Source organism: Jatrophihabitans sp. YIM 134969 (assembly GCF_054456675.1).
The window spans coordinates 26,497-39,848 of the sequence record NZ_JBTJEQ010000034.1 but is presented as its reverse complement, the minus strand read 5'-3'; the positions used below and the strand labels follow the sequence as shown (position 1 = coordinate 39,848).

Here is a 13,352-nt window from a genome sequence, read left to right as displayed (position 1 = left end):
ACGAGCCGGACCGTTGTCCGGGAAGCGGTCGTGGTTTCGCCGGGAGCTCGGCCGAATCCCACGGCAAACACGACGGAATCGATGCGGTTGCGACCCTTGACCGTCCTATTTCAACCGTCTTACGCTCCGCTCTCCCACCCACGTGCTCCCATGGAAGTGAGCCGCATGCCCCGTCCTCTGCGTTCCCGGACCGCCCGCCGTCGCCGGTCGGTCCCCGTCGCCCTGGCGGCGGTCGTCCTGGCCGTCCCACTCGCGTCCCTCGTCGCCGCTCCGCCGGCATCGGCCAACAGCACCCTGCCGATCATCGAGGACTTCGAGGGCACGGTCCCGCTGTCCGACGCCTCGCCCGGCATCTTCACCTTCCACGGTGACGACGCCAGCAACCCACCGATCGCCGTCGTCGCGGCCCCGGACCGTCCGGGCGCCGGCGACGACAACCACGCCTTGAACGTCCCGTACACCATCACCAGCTACGGCGGCTTCAGCGACAACCTCGCCGCCGCCGAGAACTGGTCGTCCTACCAGGGCTTCTCGTTCTGGGTGAAGGGCACGAACACCGGTCAGCGGGTCGAGTACGAGATCAAGGACGGCGGCACCGACGGCGAGCACGCCGAGCTGTGGCAGGCGTTCTTCGTCGACGACTCCTCGGACTGGCGTCAGATCCAGACCCCCTTCTCCGACCTGGTGCACCGCGGCGACTACCAGCCGCCGGGCTCCCCGCAGGACAACGTGCTGTCGTTGACCAGCATGTGGGGCCTCGCGGTCAACCTCCCGGCCGCGAGCACCGGCAACCTCACCTTCGACGACTTCGGTGTCTACGGTCAGGCCACGGCCAACGTGACGCCCGTGCGTCCGACCGTGCTGGTCGACGCCGGCGGCACCGCCCTCGTGCCGGTGCGGGTGACGACCCCGAGTGGGTCCGCGCTGCAGCAGGACGTGACGGTCGCCTACGAGGCCACCGGCACCACCGCGGTGGCCGGCACCGACTTCCAGGCGACCGACGGAACCCTCGTGTTCCCCGCGGGAACCCCGTCGGGCACGGTCAAGAACGTGCGGGTGGTGACCCTGCCGAACACCACGCCCTCCGAGGCGAAGTCGATCACGGTCACGCTGACGTCCGACGACGCCACGGTCGCCAGGACCACCCCGACCGTGGTCGTCAACGCCCACGGCCTGCCGTACCTCGACGCCTCGCTGCCGGTCGCGGACCGGGTCAGCGACCTCATGTCGCGCATGGACCTCGCCGAGAAGGTCGGCCAGATGACACAGGCCGAGCGCGCCGCGGTCGGTGACGGCACCGACATCACCAAGTACCTGCTGGGTTCGCTGCTCTCCGGCGGCGGTTCGGTGCCGGCGCAGAACACCGCCAAGGGCTGGGCCAACATGATCGACGGCTACCAGACCCAGGCACTGTCCACGCCGCTGCAGATCCCGTTGATCTACGGCGTCGACTCGGTGCACGGCCACAACAACCTCGCGGGCGCCACGCTCTTCCCGCACAACATCGGCATCGGCGCCACCCGCGACCCGGCGCTGGCCTACCAGGAAGGCGTGATCACGGCGACGGAGACCCGCGCGACGGGTGTGCCGTGGGCCTTCGCGCCGTGCGTGTGCGTCTCGCGCGACCCCCGGTGGGGCCGCAGCTACGAGGCGTACTCGGAGGACCCGGCGCTCGTGCAGCAACTCGAGACGGTCATCGACGGTCTCCAGGGCGACGGCGACCTCGCGAAGAACACCGCTGTGCTCGCCACCGCCAAGCACTTCCTCGGTGACGGCGGCACGACGTACGGCACCGGCAGTGGCAGCTACACGATCGACCAGGGCATCACGTACGCCACCCAGCAGCAGCTGAACGCCCTGTACGTCGGGCCGTACAAGACCGCGGTCGACAAGAACGTCGGAACGGTGATGCCGTCGTACTCGAGCCTGCAGATCCTCGGCAAGGACGCCGCGCCGATCAAGATGCACGCTCGCGGCGACATGATCACCGGTCTGCTGAAGAACAAGCTCGGCTTCAAGGGCTTCGTCATCAGCGACTACGCCGCGATCGACCAGATCGGCCCGGACTACACGCAGGACATCCAGATCAGCATCAACGCCGGGCTCGACATGATCATGGTGCCGAACGACTACCCGCGGTTCACGGCGGGACTCACGTCCCTGGCGAACTCCGGCGACGTCACCGGTGCGCGGATCGACGACGCCGTCCGGCGCATCCTCACCCAGAAGTTCGAGCTGGGCCTGTTCGAGCACCCGTTCGCCGACCGGACCAACGCCGGCACCATCGGCTCGGCCGCCCACCGGGCCGTGGCCCGTCAGGCCGTCGCGGAGTCGCAGGTCCTGCTGAAGAACGACAACGCGACGTTGCCGCTCGCCAAGAGCGGCAAGATCTACGTCGCGGGCTCGGCCAGCAACGACGTCGGCAACCAGTCCGGTGGCTGGACGCTCACCTGGCAGGGCCAGTCCGGCGCCGTGCCGGGTGGGACCTCGATCCTGGCCGGGATCAAGCAGGTGGCGCCGTCGGCGAAGGTCCAGTGGTCGAAGGACGCCAGCGCGGCCACGAAGGGCTACAGCGTCGGGATCGTTGCTGTGGGGGACACTCCGTACGCGGAGGGTCAGGGTGACGTGGGCGTCAACGGCCACACCCTGCAGTTGTCGGTGGCCGACAAGGCCGCCGTGCAGAAGGTCTGCGCCGCGATGAAGTGCATCGTGCTCGACGTCTCCGGTCGCCCGCTCGACCTCACCGGCATCGCGCCGCAGGCCGACGCGGTGGTCGCGTCGTGGCTCATCGGGTCCGAGGGTGCCGGCGTCGCCGACGTCCTGTTCGGGAACCGCCCGTTCACCGGCCGCCTGCCCCTCACCTGGTACAAGGCCGAGAGCCAGCTGCCGATGGACGTCGGGTCGCCGAACTACGACCCGCTGTTCGCCTACGGCTGGGGGTTGCGGACCGACACCGACGCCCGCGCCCGGCTCCAGCAGGTGCGCGACGCCGTCGAGGTGCGGCGGGGCAACGGTGCGGCGGTCAGTGCTCTCAACGCGGCGTTGGTCGCGCGGTACTGGAACGCCGACGGGTCGGTCGCCCGACCCGCGGACCTGCTGCCGCTCCTGCAGACCGTGGCCGACGCGATGAACGACCCGTCGCGGTTCTCGTTCACCGAGCAGGACCACGTCGTCTCGGTGGTGCGTGACCTCGCCCAGGCGGCGATCGTCGCGAAGGGCGCCACCGGCATGGCGGCCACGGCGGTGCTCACCTCGAACGCCGAGCACGCGCTGATGACCGGCAAACCCGCGAGCGCGGCCCGTGGGCTGATCCAGGCCCGCGACGCCGCCCTGCGGCTGGGGGGCAAGGTGGCCGCACCGGCCAACGTGGTCGAGCGGTAGCCCCGTAGCTCTGCCCTACGCCACGACGGCCGTCACCCACACTCCCAGTGCGGTGGCGGCCGTCGCGGCGATCAGGCGGGCGGTGTCGACCCGCAGCAGACGGCGGTGGGCGTCCGCGTCGAAGCGGGTCGACAGCGCACGGTGCAACGGCACGGCCAACAACGCCGTGAGACCGAGCACGACCGCCGTGCACGCGCCGGTCGCGACCGCCCACCACCGGCTCACCCCGTCGGGCGGCCAGACGAACAGCGCGATGGCCGTGATCCCCCACGCGAGGAACAACGGCCCGACGGCGATCGAGACCAGCCGTTGGTGCCGGGCCTCGTACGCCACGAACGCCGACGCCGGGACCTGGGTGAACTGCGGGTAGACGAGCACCCGGATGGTCCACTGGAAACCTAGGTAGAGCGCGGCCGCGACCGTGAACGCGAGTGCGGTCACCGCCGGCACCCGGTCGCGGTGAGGGCGCGGGCGCTGCGCGTCAGACGGTCCACCTCGAGGTGCTACCCACCGGACGGCCTCTGGCGTGGGCGTGGTCGATGTCGGACCGCCGTCCTACGCTCCGCCTGTGACGACACCGTCGCTCGAGCCCTTCGCACCCCGCACGCCTCCCGAGGCGGTCGAGGACCTGCAGCGGAGGCTGCGCGCCACCCGGTGGCCGGACGCGCCGGACGGCGTGGGGTGGTCGCTCGGCGCGGACCTCGACGAGCTCCGTGCGCTCGTGACCTACTGGGCCGACGGCTTCGACTGGGCGGCCCAGGAGGCGGCGCTCAACGCCCTGCCGCGGTACCGGGTGCAGGTGGGTGGCGTCGGTGTCCACGTGGTCCACGCCCGGGCGGCGAACCCGGGCCCGCGGGTGCTCCCGTTGCTGCTGTGTCACGGCTGGCCGGACTCGTTCTGGCGCTACACCAAGGTGATCGACCTGCTCACCGACCCGGCCGCGCACGGTGGCGACCCCGACGACGCCTTCGACGTCGTGGTCCCGGACATGCCGGGCTACGGGTACTCGGACATCCCGACCGGTCCACTGCTGAACGCGATCGACGTCGCCGGGTTGTGGGCCGAACTCATGACGACGCTCGGCTACCCGACCTTCGCCACGGCCGGCGGCGACATCGGCAGTGCCGTGAGCCGGTACCTCGGGCTCGACCACCCGTCCCGCGTCGTCGCCGTGCACCGCATGGACGGCGGGATCCCCGTGTTCACCGGCGATCCCGCCACGCTCGCTCCGGAGGAGCGTGAGTTCATCGCCGCGGCCCGCGACTGGGGGGCGTCGGAGGGGGCGTACGCGGCCATGCACCGCACCAAGCCGCAGACGGCCGCGTTCGGACTCACCGACTCACCGGTCGGGCTGCTCGCCTGGATCGTCGAGAAGCTGCGGTCGTGGAGCGACTGCAACGGTGACCTCTCGCGGGTCTACAGCAGGGACGAGATCCTCACCGACGTCACGATCTACTGGCTGACGGGGACGATCGGGTCCTCGATGCGGATGTACCACGTCAACGGGCAGATCCCGCCGGAGCAACACCTGCGGCGCGTGGAGGTGCCGTCGGGCTTCGCGCTGTTCCCCGGCGACCTCCTGCGTCCGCCGCGGTCCTGGTTGGAGCGGACGGCGAACGTCGTGCGGGTGACGGACATGCCGAACGGCGGGCACTTCGCGCCGTTCGAGCAGCCGGAGGCGTACGTCCGGGAGCTGCGGGAGTTCTTCCGGCCGTACCGACCGTCCTGAGGGCGGCGCGGTCCGCGGCGCCGCGCGGGCGATCCCGTAACGTCGCCGCATGAGCATCGCGGCCTGCCCGCCCGCGCCGGACCTCGACCGCCCCCTCTCGGTGGCGTTGCGCGAGGCGACTGCGGAGGCGCACGAGCGCGCCGAGGGCTCGGCGTTCGTGGCCGATCTGCTCGGCGGGCGCCACGTGCTCGAGGCGTACACCGCCCTGGTGGCGCAGAACCACGCGATCTACACCGCCCTCGAAGCCGTGACCCCGCGGTGGGCCGACGACCCGGTCGCCGGCCCCTTCGTGCGCCGCGAGCTGCTCCGGGTGCCCTCGCTCGAGCAGGACCTGTCCGCGCTGCTGGGATCGTCCTGGCGGTCAGCCGCGGCGGAACTGGTGCAGCCTGCAACGAAGGTGTACGTCGACCACCTGCGCGACGTCGCCGGCGCGTGGGCGCCGGGTTTCGTCGCGCACCACTACGTGCGCTACCTCGGCGATCTCTCCGGTGGGCAGGTGGTCGGTCGTCGGGTGCGCGACGTCTTCGGCACCGCCGGTGCCGCGGCGGTGTCGTTCTACGCCTTCGACGAGATCCCCGCGGTCAAGCCGTTCCGCGACGACTACCGCTCTCGCCTCGACGCGCTCCCGTTGGGCTCTGGTGAGCGCGCCCGCATGCTCGACGAGGCGGTTGTCGCGTTCGGGCTCAACCGGGCTGTCTTCGTCGATCTTGCCGCCGTCCGGTTCTGATCGTTTCCTCTCAGCGTCGGCCGGCGGTTGCGCGGTGGTCTCGTGTCGAGAGAACTGCGGGTAGGGGTACCCGACTCCCGTGGGTGGTGCGGTGGACCAGTTGGTCTGCGGCGCTTGGCCGGCGGTTCCGTTTCCCGTGTGCCTGCTCGTGGTCTCGTTCCGGAAAGAGCGGGCGGTGACCACAGGCAGGGTGAACGGCGCGCGGCGGGTGCGCCGGGAGCGGGAGCTGGTCTGGTCCAGTCGACCACGCCGTCAGGTCGGGGACCCTCATCGCAGTTCTGTTGGAACTGGTGCACGGCGCGACCACCGCGGACACGCGGTGCGTGCGCAGTTCTTCGTTCGTCAGCCCCGGTTGCGCCGGGGTCGGGTTTCGAGAGAAGGACGAGTAGGGGTACCCGGCCCTCGTGGGTGGTGCGGTGGACCAGTACGTCTCTCGCGGTCGGCTGGCGGTTCCGTTTCCCGTGTGCCTGCTCGTGGTGCTGTTCCGAGAAGAGCGTGCGTTGACCACAGGCAGGTGAACGGTGAGCGGGACGCGAGCCGAGAGCGGGAGCTGGTCTGGTCCAGTCGACCACGCCGTCAGGTCGGGGACCCTCATCGCAGTTCCTCTCGGAACCCAGCCCGCGCGCAACCGCCGGCCGGGGAATCAGCAGCAAATCATTGACGTTCCTGCTTCGAGTGGTAGACTCGAACACGTGCACGAATCAGCGCTCGCCACCGAGGAGTGGGTGGCGTGCGAGCCGGTCTTCCTCGAGACCGACGACGGATTCGTGCTCTCCGACCAGGCGCAGGCGATCCTGGCGGCGATGGACGCCGCCGAGCACGGCGGGCAAGAGAAGCCGCTGTCGATGCTCGACCAGATCGCGGCCCTGCGCGCTCAGGTCGACCAGCTCGCGGCGCTGATACCGGCCGCGGTGCGCGAGGCCGAGGGGCACGAAGTCCTCGACGCGGTCCACGAGCTCCAAGCGACCGTGAATGTGCTGGCCTCGTGTGACCAGGCGTTGATCGCGGAGATCGAACGTCGACCCGACACCATCGAACGCACCGGCGCCCGCTCCACCGCCGCCTGGCTCGCCGGTGCCCTGCGGATCCGGCCCGCGGAGGCGAAACGACGTGTGCGGACCGCGAACGGCTGCGCCCCACGGGTCACCCTCACCGGCGAACCCCTCCCGCCGTTGCGGCCGCACGTCGCCGCAGCGCAAGCGGTCGGGGTCATCACCGCCGACCACGCCCACACCATCGACCGCGCGGTGGATCAACTACCCGTCGGGTTGCCGGTTGAGGTCGTCGACGCCGCCGAACAGGCCCTGCTGAAGGTGGCCCGGCTGTACGACGCGTCCGATGTGGCGATGCTCGGGCGGGACATCCGCGACCGGCTCGACCAGGACGGACCGACACCCCGCGACGAAGCCCAGCGCCGCCGCCGGTCCCTGCGCCTCACCCAGCACGACGACGGTGCGTGCGGTGCCCGCGGTGACCTGACCGCCGGGCTGTTCGCCAAGCTGCAGACCGTCCTGAGCCCCCTCGCGGCCCCGCGACCGGACGACGGCCACGGACCCGACACCCGCCCCGCCGACGTCCGCCTCCACGACGCCCTGGAGGAACTGTGCGACCGGTTCCTGCGCTCCGGCACCCTGCCCGACTCCGGCGGCGTGCCCACCACCCTCGTCGTCACCATGACCGTCAAGGACCTCGAACAGCGCACCGGACGGGTCCACACCAGCCACGGCGGCGACATGTCCGTCGCCGAACTGCTCAACCTTGCCGCCGAAGCCGAGATCATCCCCGTCGTCCTCAACGACGCCGGCGGCGTCCTCACCCACGGCCGCACCCGCCGCCTCGCCAGCCCGGGCCAGACCAGAGCCCTCATCGCCCGCGACGAACACTGCAGCTTCCCCGGCTGCCGCATCCCACCGCAGTGGTGCCAACGACATCACGTCCTGGACTGGCTGTTCGACGGTGAGACCGAGATCGACAACCTTACGCTGCTCTGCGGTCACCATCATCGGAACTTCCAACGGTGGGGATGGACCTGCCACATGGAAGACGGCGTGCCGTGGTGGACACCACCACCCGACGTCGACCCCACCCAGACACCGTTGCGCAACGCAACGTCCCCGACGTCCGCCAGCTGATCTGACTGCGAGGCGGGGCGTCCCAGTTCAGGTCCGAAGACGCCCACCACGGATCTCCCACCGCGCATCGTCGCTCACCGCCGTGACCGTGCGGAGATCCCACCGCAGCTCCCCGTCCACCACGCACACTGCTGTGCCGGTCCGGGCACACGAAGTAGCGGGAAGCCGCGAAGTGCGGGCGTGAGCCCTCGGCCCGACCGTCGGAGAGGTCAAGCCCACCCAGGCACCGTTGCGCAACGCAACGGTCTGACCGAATCACGAAGGCCCGGCCACCCCGAAGGGTGACCGGGCCTCGCGGGCGGTCAGCGCGGTGCGTTCACACCGCGCGGGGTCAGGACCCCGCTGCGACCACCGAGACGTTCACCGAGACCAGCGACCCGTCGGGGGCGGTACCGACCAGGCGGTGGGTGCCCACCGTGGTGCCCTGGGGGACCTTGACCGAGAGGGTCGCGTTGCCGGAGGCGTCGGTCTTGACCGTCCCCAACACCTTGGTGCCGTTGTCGAGCGTGATCGTCGCGAGGGTCCGCGGCGCCCACGCCGTCAGGGTGAGCTTCGCGAGCCCGCCCTGCTGGACGATCGACTGCTTCACCGACATCGAGCCCGCCTGGAAGGGCTTCGCGATGACCTGCAGGGTGTACACCGGCGAGGTCGCACCGGACTTGGTGGCGGTGGCCGTCAGGGCGTAGGTGCCGGCCGGCGTGCTGACCGGCAGCGTGAACTTCACCTTGTTCGAGCCGTCCGCGTTCACCACCACCGGAGCGCCCTTGGCGACGCCGTTCAGCTTGACCTGCACCTTCTCACCCGGGGCCCAGCCGGCGAGCACCGCGGTGACGGGGTCACCGGCGGCGACGGTCGGGCCGTTCTTCGACGACACCGTGCCGGACGGCGCCACCGTGACCGGGATCCGCACCGAGGTGCCGGTGGGGACGGCGTTGAGCTGCAGCGTCGCGGGGCCGGAGATGCCACGCGGAACGGTGAACTGCACCGTCGCCGCGCCGTTGGTCACCGGGAAGGTGCCGACGCTGATCCCCTTCACGTACCCCCGCAGAGCCGTGTTGGCCGGGGCGCCGGTGCTGGCGATGTTCAGGTTCGAGACCTGGAACGTGACCTGCGTGCCGGCCGCGAGGGCCGACGGCTGGTCGGTGACCTGGACCGCGCGCTTGTCGAACGACGGCGTGAGGTCCTGGTGGTTGCCCAGCCAGTCGATCCACAGGTCACGGTCGACCAGTGCGGTGTCCTGGACGTTCGTGCCGCCCTGGAACGCGGTGAAGTTGTCGCCGCCGTCGGACAGGAAGCTGAACGTCCCGATCCGGTAGGTGGCGGTCGGCTTCAACGCGTTGCCGTTCACCGTCACCGACGTGATCCGCGAACCGACGGCCGCGGCGGGGTTGTAGGTGTACGACACGTTGTTCGACAGACCCAGCTGCAGGTACGGACGTGCCGCACCCGTCGGCTGCCACTGCTGCTCGAGCACCTGCTTGAACTGCGCACCGGTCAGCGACGTGGTGAACAGACGGTTGCCGAACGGCAGGACCGCGTTGGCCTCGGCGTACGTCACGACACCGTCGGCGTCGTTCGGCGTGCCGGAGGCCGGGTAGGTGAGATCGGCCCGCAGCCCACCCGGGTTGACGACGCCGATCTGCGCCCCGCCCAGGTCACTGGTGGACAGCTCGTCGCGCAGCATGTTCGCCACGACGTTGCCCAACGCCGACTCCGTCGCCCGGTTGTCCGGCGTGCCGTTCTCGTTCAGACCGCGCGAGATGGTCTGCGAGATCGAGCCGACCGGCACGTCACCGATCTGCGCCGCGCGGGCGATCGCCGCATCGGTGATCGCCTTGACCTGCGCGACGCGCGGGTAGGCAGCGACCAGGGCGTCGTCCGCCGTCGTCGTACGCGGGACGAGCGCCATGGTGTAGCCGGCCACGGAGTCGTCCGACGTGTTGACGGTGAGCGTGATGTTGCCGATGTTGTTGCCGTACTCGCCGGTCTGCACCACCGGACGCGTCGTGCCGGCCACACCAGGCACCGGCGCGTCGAAGGTGTACGTCTTGTGCGTGTGGCCGGTCCAGATGGCCGCGACCGCAGCGGACGTGTTGTTCACGATGTCGGCGAACTCCCCGCCGTTCGCGAGTTCCTGCGGCAGGCCCACGGCGTCGGTCTCGTTGTCGACCGCGCCGGCGTGGTACTCGGCCACCAGCACGTCGGCCTCACCGTTCGCCGCGTCGCCGTCGGTCAGCTGGGCCGCGACCCGGTTGACCGCCTGGACGGGGTTGCCGAAGTCCAGGTTCGCGATGCCGCTCGGGCTGACCAGGCTCGGGGTCTCCTGCGTGACGGCCCCGATGATGCCGACCTTGATCCCGTTGACCGTCACGATCTTGTACTCGGGCAGCGCCGGGTTCTGCGTGCCCTTGAAGTACACGTTCGCGCCGAGGTAGTCGAAGTCCGCCGCGTCGGCCACGCGGCCGGTGAGGTCGGCGTACCCCTGGTCGAACTCGTGGTTGCCCACGGCCGACGCCTGCAACTGCAGGGCGTTCAGCACCTGGATCGTCGGGATGTCGCCCTGACTCGAGGAGGCGAACAGCGACGCCCCGATGTTGTCACCGGCCGAGAGCAGGACGGTGCCGTCGGGACCGGCGTTGGTGGTGGTGTCGGCGCGCTGCTGCTCCACGGTGCCCGCGAACTTCACGGTGTTGCTGTCGATGCGACCGTGGAAGTCGTTGATGTTGAGCAACGTGATCTTCTTGGTCGCCGGCTGCGTCGGGGTGAAGCTGATGCGTGCCACCTGCGGGTCGTGGTCCGACGCCTGGTCCGCGAACTCCGCGTTGGAGTGCACGACCGTGTAGTCGGTCGTCGGCGCCAGGTTGTTCGACACGAAGATGTGGTCGAGCACCTGCGAGACGCCGTTGAAGTTGTACGTGTACTGCTCGACCGGCGGCAGGGTGTTGATGAGGTCGGTGAGCAGCGCACCGTCGTCGGTGAGCGTCGTCATCGCGTCCGAGAACTGGTAGTCGTTGAAGTCACCGGCGAGCACGACGTTCGCGTCCGCGTCCGCGGCCTTCACCTGGTCCACGAAGGCGTTGAGCACCGCGGCCTGCTGGCCCCGCTGCACCTCACTGGACCGGGCCGGCGGCTGGAAGCGACCGTCGGAGTTCTGGTCGCCACCCTTGGAGTTGAAGTGGTTGCCGACCACGATGACCTTCTGACCCTGGAACGTGAACTCGCCGGCGAGCGGCTTGCGGCTGTTCGCCCACGCGCTGTTCGTCGGGTCGACGCGACCGGGGTTGGACGAGAGCGTCGGGGTGCCGTCGGCGCCGGTCGACACGGTCACCGCGGTCGTCGACGGGTCGCCGGTGCCGGTCTTCGGGACGAAGCCGACCCGCTCGGGGTTGTAGAGGAAGACGACGCGGATGTTCCCGCCGGGCTGACCGCCGTCCTGGTCGTCGACCGGGTCGATCGACGCCGACTCGTACGTCGGGCCACCCGCCGCCGTGATGGCGGCGATGAGCTTGCCGATCGTGGTGTCCGCGGCGACCACGCCGTCGTCGGTGGCCCCGGTGTTGTCCTGGACCTCCTCGACGCTGATGACGTCCGGCTGCGACAGGTCGTTGACGATGCCCTCGGCGAGGCGCGTGTACTTGTCCGCGGAGTCGGACGGCATGAGGTTCTCGACGTTGTAGGTCGCGACCGCGAGCTGACCGTCGGTCTGGGCGGGGGCCTGGTTCGGCTGCAGGTCGTTGTCCTGGCGCGTGCCGAGCTGGGTCGCGGCGATGGCGTACCCGCCGAAGCGCGACCAGTCGACCGGGCCCGCGGTGGTGCCGGTGAGCACGTCACCGACGTTCGCCGGCGGCACGGTGCCGGTGACCGGCGTGACGAGCACCCGGCCGGCCGGAACCTGGTCGTAGCCGAGGATCGTCGTGCCGCCGCTGGAGTTGCGCGCCTCCTCCGGCTTGGTGGTCACGTAGATCTCGCCGAAGTCGGCCTTGCCCGGGCCGACGACCCGCGCGTCGTCGACCGAGACGAGCATGCCCTCGTGGGCCTCCCAGAACTCCTGGGCGGACCGGGTCGGGTCCACGGTCGTGATCGACTCGATGTTGGTGCCGCTGGTGGGCGTCGCGAGCGCGGTGTCGGGGACCGTCGTCGGGGTGAGCACCAACGGGGCCGGCACCGGGTTGCCCGAGCTCACGACCGTCGTGGTGGTCGGGGTGATCTCGGTGATCGACAGGCTCGAGGTCGTGTCGACCGTGTCGCCGGTGGCGAACGGGTAGTAGTCGGAGACCGCGCCGGTCACGACCACGGAGTCGCCGACGGCCACGGTGATCGCGGCGCTGCCGGTGAACACGTAGATGCCGGACGACCTGCTCGCGTCCGACGACGGGTTGGGCTGCTGCATCCAGAAGCCCTTGCTGCTGCCGGTCGAGCGGATGCCCGTGACGACGCCCGGAACGCGGGTGACGGTGTTGCCCTTGTCGGGTGAGATGAAGCCGGGCCCCTGGACGTCCTGGATCGTCTCCGGGCCGGGGGTGCAGGCGGTGGGCAGCGGGGTGACGCTGCAGTCCGTGCCGCCGGGGTTGGTGTCAGCGGCGTTGGCAGCCTTCGGCGTGGGCGTCGCCACGATGAAGTCCGCCCCGTTGTTCCCCGTGTTGACGACCGGGCCGTTCTTCCGCTGTGCCGACGTGGTCGAGCCGAGCCCGCCCGTGGGCGTGCCGCCCGCACTGTCGTTCGCGGCGCCGTAGCCGACGAAGTCGACGACGTTCGGGGCCGCGCTGTTCGCGGGCGTCACGGTCGAGTTGGTCAAGGCGACCTTGCCGGCCGTGCCGCTCAGGCCGAGCGAGCCGGTGACATCCGGCGTGGGCAGGTCCTGGGTGCCCCCGGTGCCCAGCGCCTCGGCGACGAGGAAGACGCCGCCCGGGGCGATGGTCCCCGAGAGCGGCGTGCGGTTCGACGCGGTCGGCGCGGAGGCGAAGGTGCCGGCCGACGAGGCGTACCAGAGGTACCAGCCGGACAGGTCGATCGACGTCGAACCGGTGTTGACGAGCTCGATGAAGTCCTGCTTGAGCGTGGCGCCGGAGTTCCCACCTCCCCCGAAGACCTCGTTGATGATGACGGGCGACGAGGTGTCGACCGCCTGGGCGGGCGGCGCGGACGCCATGGCGAGCACGAGGCCGACGGAGGTCGCGGTGGCGACTCCGACGGCGACGTGTCGACGCCGGGGGTGGGGCACGGGCATGGAGGGGGCTCCTGGCTCGGTGGTGTCCCGGACGGGTACCGGGGCGGACTGGTCGACCTTGAGAACACGGCCTCCGGACGGAGACTGTTCGGATCGTCGCTGGAACGGGTGACCGGCGAACCCGCTCACGGTAAGCGCCAGGTGTCCGTGAGATGA

Annotated in this window: 6 protein-coding genes; 4 read left to right on the top strand and 2 right to left on the bottom strand. The window is 70.5% G+C overall.

All coding sequences use genetic code 11. From position 1 onward, the window contains the following. Positions 1 to 165 precede the first annotated feature (165 nt). Positions 166 to 3,381, top strand: coding sequence for a glycoside hydrolase family 3 N-terminal domain-containing protein (locus tag ACXR2U_RS16960; protein WP_458826247.1), 3,216 nt, complete (start codon positions 166 to 168; stop codon positions 3,379 to 3,381). Between the two features lie 15 nt (positions 3,382 to 3,396). On the opposite strand, the gene ACXR2U_RS16955 is transcribed toward ACXR2U_RS16960, so the two are convergent. Then, positions 3,397 to 3,822, bottom strand: coding sequence for a DUF1772 domain-containing protein (locus ACXR2U_RS16955; RefSeq protein ID WP_458826246.1), 426 nt, complete (start codon positions 3,820 to 3,822; stop codon positions 3,397 to 3,399). Positions 3,823 to 3,949: 127 nt separating this feature from the next. On the opposite strand from ACXR2U_RS16955, the gene ACXR2U_RS16950 reads away from it, so the two are divergent. The 3 genes from ACXR2U_RS16950 (at position 3,950) to ACXR2U_RS16940 (ending at position 7,969) form a co-directional block, all read left to right on the top strand. Beyond that, complete coding sequence (locus ACXR2U_RS16950) at positions 3,950 to 5,110, top strand: epoxide hydrolase family protein (protein WP_458826245.1); 1,161 nt, start codon at positions 3,950 to 3,952, stop codon at positions 5,108 to 5,110. Positions 5,111 to 5,159: 49 nt separating this feature from the next. Further along, the gene (locus ACXR2U_RS16945) at positions 5,160 to 5,837 is read left to right on the top strand and encodes a biliverdin-producing heme oxygenase (RefSeq protein ID WP_458826244.1); all 678 of its coding nucleotides are present in this window, start codon (positions 5,160 to 5,162) and stop codon (positions 5,835 to 5,837) included. A 692-nt stretch (positions 5,838 to 6,529) separates the two neighbouring features. After that, a complete protein-coding gene (locus ACXR2U_RS16940) occupies positions 6,530 to 7,969 on the top strand; it encodes an HNH endonuclease signature motif containing protein (protein ID WP_458826243.1) in 1,440 nt (479 codons plus the stop codon). Positions 7,970 to 8,300: 331 nt separating this feature from the next. Here the strand turns inward: ACXR2U_RS16940 and ACXR2U_RS16935 are convergent, their stop codons facing one another. Continuing rightward, positions 8,301 to 13,196, bottom strand: a complete 4,896-nt coding sequence (locus tag ACXR2U_RS16935) for a 5'-nucleotidase C-terminal domain-containing protein (RefSeq protein ID WP_458826242.1) — start codon at positions 13,194 to 13,196, stop codon at positions 8,301 to 8,303. Between the last annotated feature and the right edge of the window lie 156 nt (positions 13,197 to 13,352).